The organism is Phenylobacterium sp., assembly GCF_030697925.1.
Classification (GTDB): Bacteria; Pseudomonadota; Alphaproteobacteria; order Caulobacterales; family Caulobacteraceae; genus Phenylobacterium.
Genome location: NZ_JAUYOJ010000094.1, coordinates 13,153 through 30,831, shown reverse-complemented (window position 1 = coordinate 30,831; position 17,679 = coordinate 13,153). Strand labels below are relative to the sequence as shown.

Below are 17,679 nucleotides of genomic sequence, written 5' to 3'. Positions count from 1 at the left end.
GAACGCTTCTTCAGCCGCATCAAGCACTTCCGGCGCATCGCAACCCGATACGACAAGCTCGCGTCCACCTTCATGGGCTTCGTCACCCTCGCCGCCATCATGCTGTGGCTCAAATAGCTAAATGGTCACCGCTACCTAGTGCTCGAGCACTGGCGGGCCGGGCGGCGGCGGGGGCGCCGGACGGGCGGGGGCGCGGCGGACCAGGCGGGCGACCCGGGCGAGGAGCTGGTCGTCGTTGAACGGCTTGGCCAGGAAGTCGCGGGCGCCGAGCTGGATGGAGGTCTGGACATCGTCGGCCTGGTTGCGGGCGGACAGCACCATGACCGGCACGCTGAGGACCTGGCCGGTCTCCTTCATCCTGCGCAGCACGTCGAAGCCGTCGAGGCGCGGCATGTTGATATCGAGGATCATGGCGTTGGGCCGCACCTCGGTGAGCCGCGCCAAGCCCTCATGGCCGTTGCGACCATAGAAGGTCTGGTAGCCGGCGAGTTGCAGGCGGGTGGTGATCAGCTCCAGCACCATGGGCTCGTCCTCGACCACCAGGATGCGGTGGCGCGAGGCGTCAGGCGACCCTGGCATCGGCGTCCTCCAGGCCTTCGACGTCCCACTGAAGGGCGCGGGCGATGGCGAAGACGAGGGCTGCGGCGTCCAGAGGCTTGGACACCACGCCATCGAAGCCATGGGCCTCGAAACTTTCCAGGCCGGCGTCGGCGGAAAAGGCGAGGATCGGTACGTCCTGGTTGGGGCCCGGCTCGCCGCGGATGCGGGCCAGGGTCGCCGGGCCGTCGAGGCCGGGCATGCGGATGTCCAGCAGAATGATGTCGTAGGGCAGGGCCTGGGCCGCCTCGACTGCGGCGAGGCCGTCGGCCGCCTCCGACACTTCGGCGCCCAGGTGTCCAAGGATCGCGCGGGCCAGTTCACGGTTCATGGGATTGTCGTCGACCACCAGGGTCCGCACCCCGTCGAGCGAAGGTGCGGCGGCGGCGTCGGGCTCAGGCCGCACGACGGCCTCGGCGCGTGGGGCGTCGAGGCTGAAGAAGAAGCACGACCCCTCTCCTGGCGTGGAGCTGACGCCGATCGCGCCGCCCATGGCCTCGACCAGGCCCTTGCAGATCGCCAGGCCCAGCCCCGTGCCGCCGTGGCGGCGGGTCGAGGAGGCGTCGACCTGGGAAAAGCGCAGGAAGAGCTTGCGCTGCTCGGCTTCGCTGAGGCCGGCCCCGGTGTCCTCGATGCGGATCTTGAGCTGCTGGGCGTCATCGTCATAGGCCGCGACCAGTCGCACGCCGCCGGTTTCGGTGAACTTCACGGCGTTGCCGAGCAGATTCAGCAGGACCTGGCGCACGCGGTCGGGGTCGATCCGAACGCAGTCGGGCAGGCCTTCCTCCACAAACCGCAGCGTCAGGCCCTTGGCGTCGGCCTGGGGCGAGAACAGCTGAAGGGCGTCGCGAAGCACCTGCGCCGGATCCACGGGACGCGCGGCGATCTCGACCTGCCCCGCCTCCAGCTTCGAGAAGTCGAGGATGTCGTTGACGATGGAGAGCAGGGCCTGGCTCGCGCCGGTGACCCGTTGGACGTGGGCGGTGGCGGAGGCGTCGAGGTCGGAACGATCCGAGAGCAGCTTGGCGAAGCCCAGTATGGCCGTGAGCGGGGTGCGGATCTCGTGGCTCATATTGGCCATGAAGTCGGACTTCGCGGCGGCCGCGGCCTCGGCGGCGTCGCGGGCGGCGCGCAGCTCATCGTCGAGGGCGACGCGGGCGGTGACATCGCGGACCACGTCCTGGAACTCAACCAGGACGCCGTCGTCGTCATAGATCGCTTTGGCCTGGGCTTCGAGCCAGACCATCCGGCCGTCCTTGCGAAAGGCGCGGTACTCGAATCGGATCGGGTCGGCGTCCGGCCCGGCCGCGACATAGGCCGCGAACCTCCGCACGGTCGGGACGACGTCGTCGGGATGCATGAACGCCGTCGTTGCCTTGCCGACCAGTTCGTGCGGCTCGTAGCCCATGACGGAAACCAGCGACGGCGAAAGGAACCTGAAAACCCTATCGGGCCCGTAGCAACTGATGATGTCCGTGGCGTTGGCGGTCAGCAGCCGGTAGCGGGCTTCGCTCTCGGCCAGGGCCGTCTCGCCCGCCCGGCGCGCGCTGATGTCGTGCATCAGGGCGGTGATCTCCCACCCCGTCTGGCCGGCGACGGCGCTGGCCGCCAGTTCAATGGGGAATTCCTCGCCGGTCTTGCGCAGGGCGGTCAGCTCGAGACGCCGATCGATGATCGTGCCGTCATTGCGGCCGAGAAAGCGCGCAAGCCGCTCGCGGAGCGCGGGATGGTCGCGGGCCGGAATGATCAGGGCGGCGACGGATTTGCCAAGCGCCTCGGCGGCGGTCCATCCGAACGTGATCTCGGCGTGACGGTTCCAGCCGATGACTAGGCCGGCCTGGTCGAACGACACGATCGCCTCACTGGCGTTGTCGATGACATTTCGCATCCGGGTCTCGCTGGCCCGTAGCGAGGCCTCGAGGGCGCGGGTGGCGGTGATGTCCCAGTTGACGCCGACCACGGAAAGGGGCGTGCCGTCGAGGCCGCGGATCAGCGCGGCGCGCGCGCGCAGGTGACGCGTGGCGCCGCCGCGGGCGATGATGCGGAAATCGGTGTCGAAGTCGGCCTCGCCGGCCATGGCCGCGCGGCGCTCGCTCACGACGCGCTCCCTGTCGTCTGGGTGCAGCGCGCTTTCGAACAGGGCGTAGGAGGGCGGCGGCTCGTCCATGGGCCAGCCATAGAGCTCGTACATCCAGGCGTCCCACACCAAGGCGTCGGCGGCGATGTCCCATTCCCAGATGCCGACCTCGGCGGCGTCGATCGCCAGGGCCACGCGCTCGGCCTGGCGCCGCTCGCGGGCATGGGCCTGTTCGAGGGCCAGCTCGGCGCGCTTGCGCTCGGTCACATTGCGGAAGGCGTTGAGGATTTCGATGGGCCGGCCGGCCTCGTCGCGGATGAGCTGCGGATTGCCCTCCAGCCAGATCCACTGGCCGTCCTTGGCGCGGTAGCGGATCACCCGATCGACGGCTCGGTCGATCGGCTTCCCGCTGAGCAGCGCCGCGTGGTTCGCGGCGAAGCGAGCCCAGTCGTCCGGGTGCACCAAGGGGGCGAACGGTTGGCCGATCAGCTCCTCGGGGCGGTAGCCCATGGCTTGGGAGGACGGCGAGACATAGAGCAGGAGGCCGTCCATGCTCGCGCGGACCACGATGTCGGTGGTGTGCTCGGCCAGGAGCCAGTACAGCGCCTCGGCGCTGCTCGCCGGATCGGCCGAAGGGGCGCTGTCGATGGCGTTCGACAAGACTTGGTCTCCCGCGTGAGCCCACGGATGGCGGACGCCCAGGCTCGAGACTCGCCCATAGGCCTTCAGAAACCATGAACCGGAGCAGGACAGGATGCCGCAGCGTGGCGTCTCAGGCGACCTTCTCGCCGCCCTCTCCGGCCTGGGGATTCCACTGGACGGCTTCGGCGATGGCGGTGATCAGGGTCATGGGATCGATCGGCTTGGCGACGACGCCGTCGAAGCCGAGCCGGGTGAAGCGTTGCAGGTCGGCGTCGGCGGAGAAGGCCAGGATGGGGACGTCCTGGTTCGGCCCCGGCTCCTGGCGGATGCGCGCCAGGGTCGCCGGGCCGTCGAGGCCGGGCATGCGGATGTCCAGCAGGATGACGTCGTAGGGCAGGGCCTGGGCCGCGGCGAGGCCGGCCAGACCGTCGGCGGCGTCGGCGACCTCGGCGTTCAGCTGCTGCAGGATGGCGCGGGCCAGCTCGCGATTGAGCGCGTTGTCGTCGACCACCAGAACCCGGACGCCGTCGAGCGAGAAGGCCTCGGCCTCCCCATCGCCGCGCTCGACCGCGGCCTCGACCTCGGGGGCGCCGATGCTGAAGAAGAAGGATGAGCCGCGGCCGGGCCGCGACCGGACGCCGATCTCGCCGCCCATGGCCTCGACGAGGCCCTTGCAGATGGCCAGGCCCAGGCCGGTGCCGCCGTGGCGGCGGGTGGACGAGGCGTCGACCTGGGAGAAGCGCTGGAAGAGCTGGCGGCGCTGGTCGCCGGTCAAGCCCGCGCCGGTGTCCTCCACGCTGACATGCAGGCGGGCGGCCTCGTGGCGCAGGCGCAGGCGGACCGAGCCGCGCTCAGTGAACTTGATGGCGTTGCCGATCAGATTGAGCAGGATCTGCCGGAAACGGTCGGGATCCAGGGCGACGGCGGCCGGGAGCTCGCCCTCGGCGACGAAGTCCAGGACCAGGCCCTTGGCGTCGGCCTGGGGCTCGAACATCAGCAGGGCGGCGCGGGCGCATTCCACCGGGGAGGTCGGCCTGGGCGCGATTTCGTACTGGCCCGCCTCCAGCTTGGAGAAATCCAGGATATCGTTGACGATGGAGAGCAGGGCCCGGCTGGCCGAGACCACCCGCTGGACTTGGGTGCGTGCGTCGTCGTCCAGATCCTGGCGCTCGGCCAGCAGGCCCGTGAAGCCGATCACCGCGGTGAGCGGCGTGCGGATTTCGTGGCTCATATTGGCGAGGAATTCCGACTTCACCGCGGTGGCGGCCTCGGCGGCGACGGTGGCCTGGGCCAGGGCCTCTTCCTGGGCGACCTGGGCGGTGACGTCGCGGATCACGTCGACGAAATAGCCGTCGTCGGACCCGGCCCCGGAGCCGAGCCGGGCTGGGTTGGATTCCAGCCAGATCCAGCGGTCGTCCGACTTGTGCCGGCCGCGCCAGCGCACCCGTTCACCCGTCTCGCCCCTGGCCAGGCGCGCGAAGGACGCGCGGACGCCGTCGAGATCGTCGGGATGAATGAAGTCCGTCACCCGCAGGCCCAACAGCTCCTCGGGCGTATAGCCGGTGACCGTGAGGCAGGACGGGGTAGCGAAGGTCATCCTGCCGGTGACGTCGGTGGTGACGATCATGTCGGTGCTGTTTTCCGCGATCAGGCGGTAGCGGGCGTCGCTGTCGCGGACGGCGGCCTCGGCGCGCTTCTGGTCGGTGATGTCCATCATGACGCCGAAGGCGCTCTTGGGCCGACCGTCTTCCATGGCGACGATGACCCGCGAGAGGAGATTTCGCGTCTCGCCGCTGGGCAGGATGATGCGGAAATCGTGGTCGATCGCTTCGCCGGTGGTGAGGGCCGCCTGGAACTTCTGCGTGGCGGCCTCCCGATCATCCGGATGCCGGAGCGCCTGAATCTTTTCGAAGCTCGGGCCGTCCCCGTGGTCCAGCCCGAGGATGCGCGAGATCTCCTCCGACCAGGTTCCCACGCCGGTGGGGACGTCCCAGGTCCAGTAGCCCATGTTGGCGACCTGTTCGGCCGTTCGCATGAGCTTGTTGGCGGTCAGGGCGACGGTTTGCGCCGCCTCCAGGTCCAGGGTCTTCTGCTCCAGGGCCTCCTGGACGGCGATCCGGGCCGAGACGTCGCGGGTGGCGGACACGATGATCGGCGCGCCGTCGTCACCCTTCGCCACCCGGGCGTTGACCTCCGCCCAGATGAGCTCTCCGTCCTTGCGCCGCATCCGCATGAGATGCTGGACGGGAACGCCGGGCTCGGCCTCCAGCATCCGGACGCGGGCCTCCATCAGCGCCGGCAGATCCTCCGTCGGAGCGAAGTCCCGGGGCGCGGTCCCGACCATCTCTTCGGGCGTGAAGCCCAATAGGCGCTGGGAGGACGGCGAGCAGTAGACGAAACCACCTGAAAGGTCATGCAGGCTGACCATGTCGCCCGCGTTCTCGGCGAGCAGCCGGTAGCGATCTTCCGCCGCGCGGTGGGCGGTCAGGTCCTCGACCTGGGCGACGAAGTATTTCGGGCGGCCGTCGGTCTCCAGCACCAGCGACACCGACAGCCGCACCCAGACCAGCGAGCCATCGGCGTGGATGTAGCGCTTGTCCATCCGGTAGTCGGGGATCTCGCCGGCCAGCAGGCGGCCCAGCAGGCCGAGGTCGGCCTCGAGGTCGTCCGGATGGGTGATGGTCTGGAAGTCGAGGCCCAGCATCACCGGTTCGGAATAGCCGACGATGCCGCAGAAGGCGCTGTTGATCTTCAGGAAGGAACCGTCGAGGCCGACCAGGGCCATGCCGATCGCCGCGTGGTGGAAGGCGTTCTCGAACAGCGCCTCCTGGGCCTTCCGCTCGGTGATATCGCGGAACATGTTGAGGATCTCGATGGCCTTGCCGGCCGCGTCGCGGATGAGCCGCGGCCGGCCCTCCAGCCAGACCCAGTCGCCGGCCTTGGTCCGGAAGCGGTGCGCGCGATCGGCGTTCTGGTCGACGGCGGCGCCGGCGAGCAGGGGCGCGCTGTTGGCCGTGATGCGCGCCAGGTCGTCGGGGTGGACGTGCTCGAAGGCCGAGTGGCCGATCAGTTCGTCGGGCTCATAGCCGTAGGCCCGGCAGGACGGCGAGACGTAGAGCAGGGTCCCGGTCATGTCGCCGCGGACGATGATGTCGGTGGTGTTCTCCGCCATCAGCCGGAAGCGGCCTTCGCTGGCGGCGGCGGCCTCGAAGGCCTGCTGGAACTCGGTGATGTCGCGGCAGACGGCGGCGAGACGGCAGGGCGCGCCGGAGGCGTCGGGAACCGCGGAGAGGGCGACGTCCCACCAGCGGAGCGCGCCGTCGCCGGTCGGGCGGCTGGCCCGCAAGCGCGCCGTCGGGCCGGTGCGGGCCCGCGCGACCGCGTCGCGGATCCGCGACCGCATGTCGGCCGGCCACAGGGCGGCCCACTCGCAGCCGGTCACGCGCGACAGGTCGGAGATCTCCAGCAGGCGCAGGCCGCTGTCGTTCATGGACTCCAGGGCGCCGCAGAGGGTGAGGGTGGTGACGGCGTCGGGGCTGGACTGGATCAAGGCCTGGCAAAGCTCGGGCGAGGCGAGCTGGCCATCCGCGGGTTCCGAGGTGATCGTCAAGGTCCTGTCCTGCACTCAAATCTGGGACGTTACGCGCCAGATATCGAGGGTGACTCCGCAGGCTTCGGAAATGATGAACACGCGTGCGGCCCGCTGCCGCACCCCTGGCGTGTGAACGCCGCTAGGTTGCGGCGGGCGCCCGGGGCGGCGGGCTGATCAGGGCGGTGCGCTCGGCCGGGGTGATGTGGCGCCAGCGGCCCTCGGGGAGGTCGGCCAGGCGCAGGGTCCCGATGCGGACGCGGAACAGGTCGACGACATTGAGCTCGACCATCTCGCACATCCGACGGATCTGGCGGTTGCGGCCCTCCTTGAGCACGAAGCGCAGGAGTTGGCCCTCGACCACCTTGACCTTGGCGTAGCGGAGCTGGCGGCCGTCGAGCTGCAGGCCGTGGCGCAGCATGGTCAGCTTCTTCTCGGTGATCTGGCCGGTGACCCGGACCATGTATTCCTTCTCGAGGTTGGAGTCGGGGCCGATGACCGCCTTGGCCACCACCCCGTCCTCCGAGAGGATCAGCAGGCCGCGGCTATCCATGTCCAGGCGGCCCACGGGGGCCAGGCGCGAGTCCCAGTCGGGAATGGTCGCCGCCGGACCATAGAGCGCCTCGCGGGTCAGCAGGCGCACCGCCGGGACCTGGCCGGGGTCGGGCTGGGAGGAGACCACGCCCACCGGCTTGTGGATGATCACCGTCATCGACGATTCCAGCGCCGCCTGGGCGACGTCGGCCAGGGTAAGGGTCTGGCCGGGCTCGATCTTGCGGCCGACATCGTCGACCCGCTGGCCGTCGATGGAGACCAGGCCCTGAGCGATCAGCCCCTCGGCCTCGCGGCGCGAGCAGACGCCGTTCTGCGCCAGCCAGCGGTTGACGCGCTGGGGCTCGGGTTCGTCATAGAGGCGGGTCCAGGCCATGGGTCTATCTAGGGGCCAAGTCGCGCCGTTCATAGGTGCGGATGATCACGTCGACCTCGGTGTCGAGGCGCTCGAGCCCGGCCAGGCGCTCGCGGGCGTCGGCGGCCCAGGCGTAGGGGGTCATGCCGATCAGGGCCGCGACGGCCTGGGCGTCGCGGAGTTCGAGGCCGTAGCGGACGCGGGTCTCGGCGATGAGCGCGAAGCCCTCGGTGAGCGGGGCGAACTCCGGGTGCTCGGTGGGGGTCTCATAGACCAGGGTCCGCAGGCCGAAGAGGTGGCGCGGGCCCGGGGCGCCGACGATGAGCCGGCCGGCGGGACGCAGGGCGCGGTGCGCTTCGGCGGCCTCCAGCGGGGCGAAGTGGGAGATCAGCGCGTCGGCGGCGGCGGTGATCAGCGGCAGGCGGTGGGCGCCGGCCACGGCGTAGAGGCCGGCCGGGTCGCGCTTGGCGGCGGCCTCGACGGCGTGGCGGGAGATGTCGAGGCCGTGGAGGTCGAGCGGCCGATCGCTGAGTTCGCGCAGACGGCGCAGATAGTGGCCCTCGCCGCAGCCCACATCGACGACGCGGACGGCGGCGAGGTCGGCGAGCACGGCGTCGGCCAGGGCCTCGGCGACGGGGGCGTACCACCCGGCGTCCAGGAAGGCGGCGCGGGCGGCCATCATGGCCTTGTCGTCGCCGGGATCTTTCGAGCGGCGCTGGTTGGCCAGCAGTAGGTTCACATAGCCCGAGCGCGCGACGTCATAGGCATGGCCGGCCTCGCAGCGGAAGGCCGCGCCGTGCCGCGCGAGCGGCTGGGCGCAGACGGGGCAGGCGAGGAGGGGGGATGGCATAGGCGGTGGTCTAGCCTTTGATGTGTATCGGCCGCCAGGGCGCCGCGTTGCAGCTTGTTGCCCGCAAGGGGAAAACCGCACAGCTTGAGGCCGCGACGACAGGGGGGCACCAGCTTGCGCGTACGAAGTCTCATCGCGGCGATCGCCGCCTCCCTAGCAGTGCATAACGGAGCCTGGGCCGGGGCCGCACCGTCCAGGCAGGCGATCGATGACCATGTGCAGGCCTATCTGGCGGCGGTGAACACCGACGGCGAGACTGCGGCCGAGGCGTTTCGCAACGATCATATCGCTAGGGCCTTCGCCGAGTCCGTCCCGCGCGTGCCCTTCGTTGGCTACTTCACGAACCAGCGCAGGGTCATGGGGGGCCTCGACCTGGTCGAGCTGCGGGTGAGGAACGGGCGCACCGCCGAGTTGCTGTTGAGAGATCGCCTCTATGGCGCGCTGCACGGCCTTGAATTGGGTTTCGAAGAGACGCCCGAAGCCCGCGTCACCACCTTCGAGCCGGGTCCGGCGCCGCTGTGGGCGCCGAAGCCGAAGGCCCATCTGACCGCTGGCGACGTTGGCGCCCAGGCGCGCGGACTGATGGATCGAGGTTGCCGCGCGGGAGTCTTCTCCGGCGCTGTCCTGGTGGCGAAGGGCGACGAGGTTCTGTTCGAGGCGGCCTGCGGCCAGGCGAACCGCCGCTATGGCGTCGCCAATACGTCGCGCACACGGCTGAACCTAGGGTCCATGAACAAGATGTTCACTGCGATCGCGGTCATGCAGTTGGTCGAGACTGGACAGGTCTCTCTGGACGATCCGCTGAGCAAGTACGCCGATGAGAGCTGGCTGCCAGCGGAGATCGGAAAGACGATTACGATCCGCCATCTGTTGAGGCACACGAGCGGTCTCGGGAGCTTTCTTGGACGTGATTTTGAGAAGACATCGCGGCGTCTCTATCGCGAGGTCGCCGACTATAAGCCCCTAGTGCGTGGAGAGACCCCGGCGTTTCCGCCAGGTACGCAGTTCAAGTACAGCGACACGGGCATGTTGCTGCTGGGCGTGGTGATCGAACAGGCCTCAGGCGAGACCTATTTCGACTATGCGCGCGCTCACATCTTCGGGCCGGCCGCGATGAAGGACACCGACTCCTGGCCGATGGACGAACCGACGCCGGATCTCGCCATGGGCTATGGCTGGGCGCCGCGAGCGCCGCTGGGTTGGCGGGAAAACACAATGGCCCATGTCTTCCGCGGCACGTCTGCGGGAGGGGGCTATTCGACCGTCGGCGATCTGCACCGTTTCGCGCGCGCTGCAGAGCGGCCGGCTTCTCTCACCGCCTTCCGTCGAGGTCCTCTGGGCCGACAACCCGCCGAACAACTATGGCGGCGGCTTCATGGTCAACGCATCGGCCGCGGGCAAGATCGTCGGACACAGCGGCATCTTCTCAGGGATCAGCAGCCAGCTCGAGATCTACGTCGAGAAGGGCTACACCGTCGCCATCCTCGGCAACCTGGACTACGCCGCGCCAGGATTGGGCGATGCCATTCGGGGTGTGATCGCCGAGGCGAAGTAGCGCCCTATTTGCCACCGGCGCGGATGAAGGCGCGGATGTCGGTGGAGAGCTTGGTGAGATCGGCGTCGCGCACGTACATCATGTGGCCGGCGTCGTAATAGTGGAACGAGACCCGGTCAGCCGGCACGCCGGTTCGCGACAGGGCGTACTCCGCGCCGAAGAAGGGGGTGGCGAAGTCGTACCAGCCCTGGCCGACGAAGACCCGCAGACTGCTGTTCTCGCGCATGGCCTTGGCGATATAGGGCGTGACGTTGAGATAGGCGTCCAGGTCGCGGTCGCCGCCCAGCCGCCAGTCCCAGGGCCCCACCGGGCCGATGGTGACGTATTCCCGGTCCATCTTCAGCTTCAGGTCACCGCGGACATAGGCGTTGATCGCCGCGGTATAGGCGCCGTCGATGCCGTAGAAGCTGGGGTCGTTGTCGGGCTGCTCGCCGGCGCTGTCGTAGTCGACCCCGGTGTAACGGCTGTCCAGCCGGCCCACGGTCAGGCCGCGGTCGCGCAGCAGCTCCTTGTAGAACCGCCCGGTGGTCACCCGCAGATCGGCGTGGTCCAGGAAGGTCTCGGAGAGGCCGGTGAAGCGGGCCAGCTTGGCGCGGACGGCGGCGCGTTCAGGGTCCTTCAGACGGTTGCCCTTGATGAGGGCCGAGGCGTATTCGCCTGCGGCGAACTCGCGGGCCTGCTGGACGAAGGGCTCCACCGAGGCGGGGCGGTCGGCGATCTTGTTATGATACCAGGCGGCCGCCGCCATGCTGGGCAGGGTGACCACGTAGCTCATCTCATTGCCCTGGACATCGGCCTGGGCGCCGAAGTCGAGGATGGTGGAGATCAGGATGACGCCGTTCAGCGAGACGTCGTTGTAGGCGCCCTCCAGCTGGTTGACCACGGTGGCCGAGCGGGTGGTGCCGTAGCTCTCGCCGCCCAGGTACTTGGGGGAGTTCCAGCGGCCGTTCTCGCGCAGCCAGATGCGGATGAACTGGGCCACCGAGCGGGCGTCGGCGGTCAGGCCCCAGAACTCCTTGGGCTCGGTCTTGCCGAGCGCCTTGGAGAAGCCGGTGCCGACGGGATCGATGAAGACGATGTCGGTGACGTCGAGCAGGCTCATCGGGTTGTCGACGATGGGATAGGGCGGGGCCGCGTCATCCTTGGCGTCGGAGGGCACCACCACGCGCTTGGGCCCGAAGGCGCCCATGTGCAGCCATACCGAGCCGGAGCCGGGGCCGCCGTTGAACAGGAAGGTCACCGGGCGGTTGGGGTCGGGCTTGCCGGCCTTGACGTAGGCGGTCGAGAAGATCGCCGCGGTGGGCTTGCCGTCCTTGTCGGTGAGATAGGTCTCGCCGGTGGTGGCCACATAGTCGACGGCGACGCCGCCGAACTTGCCGCTGTGGTGGGTGACCGAGACATTGGCCGGCGGGATTGGGGCCTCGGCCTTGGCCTCAGGCTTGGGGGCGTCCTGGGCCAGGGCGGCGGGCGCGAGCAACAGGGCCGCGAACACGGCGGCGATGGAAAGCGATTTCAAGGCGGGCGTCCCTCGGGTCAAGCTTGAGCGGTTTCTGGCACGATCCGAGGTTGCGCGGAAGCGAGTCAGGAGGGTCGCGAAGGTTGCTTTTCGGTAATCATGAGCACCCGTCTTGCCGGCGTCGGCTCCACGGCGAAAGATTTCACCCAGTCCGGCGGGCGGTGATGATCTTGACGGGCTTGGCGAGGATCTCGCCCTTCATGACGCCCTCGCCCTTGGTGGGGGAGGTGGGGGCGGCGAGGATCTTGCGGACGGTGTCCATGCCGTCGACCACCTTGCCGAACACCGCGAAGCCGAGGTTGTCGCCGGGTAGGGCGGGGTTGGCGTCCATATAGGTCATGTCGCCCACGACGATGAAGAAGTCCGAGGTGGCGCTGCCCGGGTTGAAGCGGCCCATGGAGATGGCGCCGCCGGTGTGGGAGAGGCCGGTCTTGGTGGTGGGTTCGTGGGCGATGGGCTTCAGCACCCGGGCCGGATCGTTCTGGGCGCCGCCCTGGATGAGGCCGAACTCCGGGGCGTTGGGGGTCTTGGACGCCCGGTAGAAGGTCACGCCGTCATAGCGCTTCTGGTCGACGTAGCGCAGGAAGTTGGCGGTGGTGATCGGGGCCTTCTCGCGCTGCAGCTCCAGGACGATGGGGCCCTCGGACGTGGTGAGTGTCACCTTGACGGTGGCGGCTGGCGTGGGCGCGGCGGGGGTCTGGGCCAGGGCCGGGGCGGCGGCGAGCAGGGCGGCGACGGCGAAGGCGCGCAGGGCCAGGCGGCGGAGGGATTGGTGCGACATGGCGCGAGATTACAGCGGGGGGGCGGGGTGGCAATGGTGGTGGGCGCTTCCCAACCGATGCTCGCCGTCCCAGCTTCGCCATCCTAGGCACAAGGCCTGGGATGGCGAGTGGATGGCTTTCAAAATCGCCGGGGGCCGCCGGTGAGCGGCCATTTTCACTACCACCAATTGTGAAGCTTCAAGAGTAACGGTCGACTCGACTTGGCTTCGAATGCAGCAACTCGTATTCGCAAAAGCGGTATGGTTAACGGGCGATCTTGGTCTCGCGGCGGCGACCGGTCACGTTGAATAAGCGCCCTTCTCGGGCATGTTTTCGCGCGAGGAAGTGCGCCATACGGTCAAGCTTCAAAGCCTTCCTGGTTAATGGTTTCCGCGCGTCGATCCGAGCCTCCGCCGTCGTCCAAGTCGACATCTTTTCAGAAAGCTTCACTGGAGAGTAAGAGCGGCTGATCGGAATCTCGGGCTCGTGCAAAAGGACTCAGGCCATCTGTCGCCCCTGAGATGACCCGTCAATCATTGTCGCTGTAGCGACAGCTCCTTGTTGCGATGACACGTTTGTGACGCCAGACAACTGATCAACCTGTCCCGAAAACAGGGAATCAGAGAACGCGAATCGCTGAAAGTGTTGACAAGAGATTAAGGCCAGTGACCAATTGCCGCATTCCGGCCGCAATAACCGGCCCCTCCGGGGGTGGGTTGGGGGGCCTTGTGAATCACCTAGTTTGGGAGCTTTACATGCGTAATCTGGCAATAGCCTGCGTTGCAGCTTGCAGCGCGCTGGCGTTCTCTGGCGCCGCTAACGCGACCATCGTGACGGTCTTCGATAGTATTCCAGGGGGGACTTCCGACTTCAACAGCACCGTAACTACCGCCGGCGGCACGCCGCTGTCGGAACAATTGCTGTACGGCGACTCCACCTATGCGGACTTCTCGCTCAGCAAGACCCCGTACTATACCTATACGCAAACCACCGGCTATCTGACCGACATCGGTCCGGCGGGCACGGTCAAGGGCCCGACCGGCGACTCCCGTCCGAGCGGCGTGACGCTGACCTTCACCACGGCGATCAATTCGTTCGGCTTCGAGGTGGGCGATTGGGGCACCTGCTGCTACCCCTCGGCGCTCTACATCGCCTTTGATGGCGGTGCGCCGATCCAGGTCGGACTCTCCACGGGCCTCAACAACGTCTACCTGACCAATGGCCAACCGGCCGTGTTTGTCGCCGCCTTTGATGACAGCGGCTCATTCAATACGGTCGAGTTCTGGGGCGACGGTTTTGGCGAGGTTCTCTATGCCGGCGGCACGGTCCGTTACGCCTTGCTCGATCAAGGCAGCCTGCCGGGCATTCCGGAACCCTCGACCTGGGCCATGATGATCGCCGGCTTCGGCCTGGCGGGATCGGCTCTCCGTCGTCGTCGTCCGGCCGCTCTCCTGGCCGCCTGACACGCACCATGAACACGCAATAGGACGCCGCCGGCCCCCACCGGCGGCGTTTTCATGCGCGCTTCCCGCGCCCGTGCGATCCTGCGCCCGACCGCAGCCTGCGCTGGAGCTCCCGATGAATCCCAACCAACCGACCCCGCCCCGCCGCATGGGGGCGGCCGTTGAGCTGGCGCTGCGCGCGCTCGGCCTGGCGGCGATCCTGGGCGCCTTGCTGGTGGGAGAGGGCCCGGGCCGCTGGCTGGCGGTGGGCGGCGGCCTGTGGCTGGCCGGGATCTACCTCTATCGCGCGGCGACGGAGCGGCCGGGCCCGATCGGCCGGCACCTGTTCTGGGCGGTCGTGTTCATCGCCCTGGCCGCCTGGCTTGGGACGCGGACCTAGAGCCCTTTAGGCTCAGATGTTCCACCTGAACCGTAGAAAAAGGCTCAAGACCAAGGGCGCGGAGCGTGACGGCCGCCGAAACCGGCATCCACTTTCGGCTGTCACGCTCCGGCCGGCGGACCCGAAGGCCCGCCGTTCCAAGGGGCCTAGGACTCCATCTCCTCGCGGATCGTCTTGCGGGCGATCCAGAAGAGCGCGAAGGCCAGGAAGCCGAAGCAGGTCGAGAGCATCAAGGCCCAGCGCACGCCCTGGGCCGAGCCCAGGCCAAAGCCGTTGGACATGATGTCCGACAGGATGCCCACCGCCAGCGGGCCGAGGCCCAGGCCGATCAGGTTGATGGTGAACAGCAGGATGGCCGCGGTGGTGGCCCGCATGTGCGGCGGCACAATGGACTGGCCGATGGCGTAGACCGGACCGTACCAGAGCGAGCCCAACAGGCCGTTGATCACCAGGATGCAGAGCGCCACGCTGGCCGAGGGCACGCTGACGGCGATGATATAGATGGGTACGGCGATCAGCGAGGCGAAGGCGGGGACCACCACATAGCCGCGCAAGTCGCTCTTGGCGTACTTGTCGGCGATCTGGCCGCCCATCCAGGACGAGATGGCGCCGGCGGTGCCGCCCATCAGGCCCAGCGCAAGGCCGAGGAAGCCCAGCGACTTCAGGTCGAAGATGGCCGCCAGGCCGGCGACCTCCTCGGCGTGAACCCGCATGAAGAACGAGGCGGTGAACGGGGCGTGGCCGTAGCCGATGAAGGCCTTGATGGCCGCGCCGAAGGCGATCAGCCAGAAGGTCTTCTTCTTGGTGAGGTATTTGAGGGTCTCGCCGAAGGTGGCCTGGGCCGCGACGATCTTGGTGCTGTGGGCCGCCAGGATCTTGCGCGGCTCCTTGAGGGTGAACCAGCAGAGCAGGGCGAAGAGGATGCCGGGGACGCCGGCCACCAGGAAGGCGGCGCGCCAGCCATAGGCGTCGGCCACCAGCCCGCCCATGACCAGGCCGAGCAGGCCGCCCAGCGGGGTGCCCATGGAGTAGAAGGCGAGCGCCGAGGCGCGCTTTTCCTTGGGCACGTAGTCGGCGATCAGCGAGTGGGCAGGCGGCGTGCAGCCGGCCTCGCCCACGCCCACGCCGATGCGGCAGAGGACCAGGGTGACGAAGCTGTTGGCCGCGCCCGAAAGCGCGGTGAAGCCGGACCAGACCGCCACGGCGGTGCCGATGATCATGGGACGGTTCTTGCGCTCGGCCATGCGGGCGATGGGGATGCCCAGCACCGTGTAGAAGACCGCGAAGGCCAGGCCGCTCATCATTCCGAGCTGCCAGTCGGCGAGGTGGAGTTCGTTCTTGATCGGCTCGGCCAGAATATTGATCACGGCGCGATCGAGGAAATTGACGATGTAGATGCCCAGCAGCAGGAACATCGCGTAGCGCGTATAGGCAGGCGAAAATGGAGCGGCGCTGACCGTGGACGTGGCGGGGGGGACAATCGGTTCGGCCGACGGTGCGGCGGTCTCGGTCATGAAAGCGTTTCCTCGGAAATGACGAACTGAAATTCTTATTGTTGAAGCCACTGTAGCCGATGGCCCCCCTCATTGGGCAATAGGCTGACCCTTAGGAAATGGAGCGGCCATGGAACTCGTGATCGGAACCAAGCGATGGTCAACCTGGTCGCTGCGGCCCTGGCTGGCGCTGAAGAGGACCGGGGCGCCGTTCACCGAGACCCTGATTGCGCTCCGCCAGGCCGACCACCAGACCGAGGCGGCGATCCTTCCGCACTCGCCCTCGGGCATGGTGCCGGCCCTGAAGGACGGCGACCTGCTGATCTGGGACTCGCTGGCGATCTGCGAATACCTGGCCGAGAAATTTCCCGACGCGCGGCTGTGGCCGGCCGATCCGGCGCTGCGGGCCCTGGCGCGGGCGGCGGCGAGCGAGATGCATTCGGGCTTCCAGTCCCTGCGCGGCGAATGCCCGATGGCGTTGGAGACGGCGCCGAAGGTGGCGACCCTATCGGAAGCCACCCAGAAGAACATACGGCGGATCGTCGCCCTGTGGTCGCAGCTGCTGACCCGCTCGGGTGGGCCGTTCCTGGCCGGCGAGTGGAGCATAGCCGACGCCTTCTACGCCCCGGTGGCCACACGGTTCCGGACCTATGGCGTGCACCTGAGCGACTACGGCGACGACGGGCGCTGCGGGACCTACATGACCCGGCTGCTGGCGACGCCGGAGTTCCTGGAATGGGAAGCCGCGGCCAAGGCGGGGGCGTGATGACACAGCAGCCGTCGCACCCGTTGGACGCCCGTATCTCCTCCTCTCCACCCGTCTTTCGGGGGGAGAGGGTGGGGTGAGGGGGGCGTTTCGGCCGCACTGAGCTGGTTGATGGACCGCAGAGCGCCGCTTCGCGCCGCGTCCCCTCACCCTACCCTCTCCCCTTGAAAGGGGAGAGGAGGTGACCCCGACGTCTAAGGACTACTCCGCCCGACCTGGCGTCAGCCTTCCTTTGCCGGGGGCGCGGGGACTAGGGTCCTCTCCAACAAGGGAGAGGAACATCATGGCTCAGGACACCCAACTGGCGGGCAAGACCGCCTTCGTCGCCGGCGGCTCCAGCGGAATCAATCTGGGGATCGCCAAACGGTTCGCCGCGGCCGGGGCCAATGTGGTGCTGATCAGCCGCAGCCCCGAGAAGATCGAGGCCGCCGCCAAGGAGGTCTCCGCCTTCGGCAAGCCGGCCATCGGCATCGCCGCCGACGTGCGCGACTACGCCGCCGTGGAGGCCGCGCTCAAGCGCGCCTTCGACGAGCACGGGCCCATCGACATCGTGCTGTCGGGCGCGGCGGGCAATTTCGTGGCCCCGGCGCTGGGCATGAGCGCCAACGGCTTCAAAACCGTGGTCGACATCGACCTGATCGGCACCTTCAACGTGCTGCGCGCCTCGTTCGAGTTCCTGCGCCGGCCCGGCGCCTCGCTGATCTCGATCACCGCGGGGCAGGCGGAGCGCGCCAGCCTGTTCCAGGCTCATGTCTGCGCCGCCAAGGCCGGGATCAACATGCTGACCAAGTGCCTGGCCCTGGAGTGGGGACCGGCCGGGGTGCGGGTCAACGCCATCTCGCCCGGGCCGATCGCCGACACCGAGGGCATGGCGCGGCTGGCCACCACGCCGGAGGCCGAGGCGCGTGTGAAGGAACGCAATCCGATGCGCCGCTACGGCACCAAGGACGAGATCGCCGACATGGCGCTGTTCCTGTCTTCCGACCAGGCCCGCTACGTCAACGGCGCCATCGTGCCGGTGGACGGGGGCAGCGGGGTGGGCGATGCTTCGGGCAACGCGCTGGCGAATTACGCCTGAGGCGCG

At 68.3% G+C, this 17,679-nt stretch carries 13 protein-coding genes and 1 pseudogene; 6 read left to right on the top strand and 8 right to left on the bottom strand.

The genetic code is table 11. The annotated features are described in order from the left end of the window. Window positions 1-117: pseudogene (locus tag Q8Q88_RS09100) on the top strand (IS5/IS1182 family transposase); the annotation flags it as partial. An 18-nt stretch (window positions 118-135) separates the two neighbouring features. Here Q8Q88_RS09100 and Q8Q88_RS09095 read toward each other — a convergent pair. The 5 genes from Q8Q88_RS09095 to Q8Q88_RS09075 all read right to left on the bottom strand — a co-directional run bounded on the left by Q8Q88_RS09095 (window position 136) and on the right by Q8Q88_RS09075 (window position 8,662). Then, window positions 136-579 carry a response regulator transcription factor gene (locus Q8Q88_RS09095; RefSeq protein WP_305674877.1) on the bottom strand — a complete coding sequence of 148 codons (444 nt, stop codon included), beginning with the start codon at window positions 577-579 and terminating at the stop codon, window positions 136-138. Beyond that, window positions 563-3,334, bottom strand: a complete 2,772-nt coding sequence (locus Q8Q88_RS09090; protein ID WP_305674876.1) for a PAS domain S-box protein — start codon at window positions 3,332-3,334, stop codon at window positions 563-565. Before Q8Q88_RS09090 ends, Q8Q88_RS09095 begins: the two co-directional genes overlap by 17 nt. Window positions 3,335-3,446: 112 nt before the next feature. Beyond that, entirely contained in the window at window positions 3,447-6,926 is a 3,480-nt protein-coding gene (locus tag Q8Q88_RS09085) for a PAS domain S-box protein (RefSeq protein WP_305674875.1), read from the bottom strand. Window positions 6,927-7,047: 121 nt separating this feature from the next. Continuing rightward, window positions 7,048-7,833, bottom strand: coding sequence for a pseudouridine synthase (locus tag Q8Q88_RS09080; protein ID WP_305674874.1), 786 nt, complete (start codon window positions 7,831-7,833; stop codon window positions 7,048-7,050). Window positions 7,834-7,837: 4 nt separating this feature from the next. Next, window positions 7,838-8,662: a putative RNA methyltransferase gene (locus Q8Q88_RS09075; RefSeq protein ID WP_305674873.1), complete on the bottom strand. Its 825-nt coding sequence runs from the start codon at window positions 8,660-8,662 to the stop codon at window positions 7,838-7,840. A 216-nt stretch (window positions 8,663-8,878) separates the two neighbouring features. On the opposite strand from Q8Q88_RS09075, the gene Q8Q88_RS09070 reads away from it, so the two are divergent. Then, on the top strand, window positions 8,879-10,315 hold the full coding sequence (locus tag Q8Q88_RS09070) for a serine hydrolase (RefSeq protein WP_305674872.1): 1,437 nt from the start codon (window positions 8,879-8,881) through the stop codon (window positions 10,313-10,315). On the opposite strand, the gene Q8Q88_RS09065 is transcribed toward Q8Q88_RS09070, so the two are convergent. Both Q8Q88_RS09065 and Q8Q88_RS09060 read right to left on the bottom strand, forming a co-directional pair. After that, window positions 10,222-11,733 (bottom strand): S10 family peptidase, encoded by a 1,512-nt coding sequence (locus tag Q8Q88_RS09065; RefSeq protein WP_305674871.1) that lies wholly within the window; start codon window positions 11,731-11,733, stop codon window positions 10,222-10,224. The genes Q8Q88_RS09070 and Q8Q88_RS09065 overlap by 94 nt on opposite strands. A 142-nt stretch (window positions 11,734-11,875) precedes the next feature. After that, the gene (locus Q8Q88_RS09060) at window positions 11,876-12,514 is read right to left on the bottom strand and encodes a peptidylprolyl isomerase (RefSeq protein ID WP_305674870.1); all 639 of its coding nucleotides are present in this window, start codon (window positions 12,512-12,514) and stop codon (window positions 11,876-11,878) included. A 735-nt stretch (window positions 12,515-13,249) separates the two neighbouring features. Here Q8Q88_RS09060 and Q8Q88_RS09055 point away from each other — a divergent pair. Further along, window positions 13,250-13,957 carry a PEPxxWA-CTERM sorting domain-containing protein gene (locus tag Q8Q88_RS09055; protein ID WP_305674869.1) on the top strand — a complete coding sequence of 236 codons (708 nt, stop codon included), beginning with the start codon at window positions 13,250-13,252 and terminating at the stop codon, window positions 13,955-13,957. 115 nt (window positions 13,958-14,072) lie between these two features. Next, window positions 14,073-14,336 carry a hypothetical protein gene (locus Q8Q88_RS09050; RefSeq protein WP_305674868.1) on the top strand — a complete coding sequence of 88 codons (264 nt, stop codon included), beginning with the start codon at window positions 14,073-14,075 and terminating at the stop codon, window positions 14,334-14,336. A 146-nt stretch (window positions 14,337-14,482) separates the two neighbouring features. Here the strand turns inward: Q8Q88_RS09050 and Q8Q88_RS09045 are convergent, their stop codons facing one another. After that, a complete protein-coding gene (locus tag Q8Q88_RS09045) occupies window positions 14,483-15,850 on the bottom strand; it encodes an MFS transporter (protein ID WP_305674867.1) in 1,368 nt (455 codons plus the stop codon). A gap of 109 nt (window positions 15,851-15,959) precedes the next feature. Here Q8Q88_RS09045 and Q8Q88_RS09040 point away from each other — a divergent pair, with 109 nt between their 5' ends. Together Q8Q88_RS09040 and Q8Q88_RS09035 are read left to right on the top strand one after the other, a co-directional pair. Further along, window positions 15,960-16,595, top strand: a complete 636-nt coding sequence (locus Q8Q88_RS09040; RefSeq protein WP_305674866.1) for a glutathione S-transferase family protein — start codon at window positions 15,960-15,962, stop codon at window positions 16,593-16,595. A gap of 283 nt (window positions 16,596-16,878) precedes the next feature. Next, window positions 16,879-17,673, top strand: coding sequence for an SDR family oxidoreductase (locus Q8Q88_RS09035; protein ID WP_305674865.1), 795 nt, complete (start codon window positions 16,879-16,881; stop codon window positions 17,671-17,673). The last annotated feature ends 6 nt before the right edge of the window (window positions 17,674-17,679 follow it).

Excerpts from the sequence above, each read along its gene's own strand:
- Q8Q88_RS09035 (WP_305674865.1), top strand. The coding sequence starts at position 16,879 with ATGGCTCAGGACACCCAACTGGCGGGCAAGACCGCCTTCGTCGCCGGC.
- Q8Q88_RS09055 (WP_305674869.1), top strand. The coding sequence starts at position 13,250 with ATGCGTAATCTGGCAATAGCCTGCGTTGCAGCTTGCAGCGCGCTGGCG.
- Q8Q88_RS09080 (WP_305674874.1), bottom strand. The coding sequence starts at position 7,833 with ATGGCCTGGACCCGCCTCTATGACGAACCCGAGCCCCAGCGCGTCAAC.
- Q8Q88_RS09060 (WP_305674870.1), bottom strand. The coding sequence starts at position 12,514 with ATGTCGCACCAATCCCTCCGCCGCCTGGCCCTGCGCGCCTTCGCCGTC.
- Q8Q88_RS09040 (WP_305674866.1), top strand. The coding sequence starts at position 15,960 with ATGGAACTCGTGATCGGAACCAAGCGATGGTCAACCTGGTCGCTGCGG.
- Q8Q88_RS09075 (WP_305674873.1), bottom strand. The coding sequence starts at position 8,662 with ATGCCATCCCCCCTCCTCGCCTGCCCCGTCTGCGCCCAGCCGCTCGCG.
- Q8Q88_RS09045 (WP_305674867.1), bottom strand. The coding sequence starts at position 15,850 with ATGACCGAGACCGCCGCACCGTCGGCCGAACCGATTGTCCCCCCCGCC.
- Q8Q88_RS09050 (WP_305674868.1), top strand. The coding sequence starts at position 14,073 with ATGAATCCCAACCAACCGACCCCGCCCCGCCGCATGGGGGCGGCCGTT.
- Q8Q88_RS09095 (WP_305674877.1), bottom strand. The coding sequence starts at position 579 with ATGCCAGGGTCGCCTGACGCCTCGCGCCACCGCATCCTGGTGGTCGAG.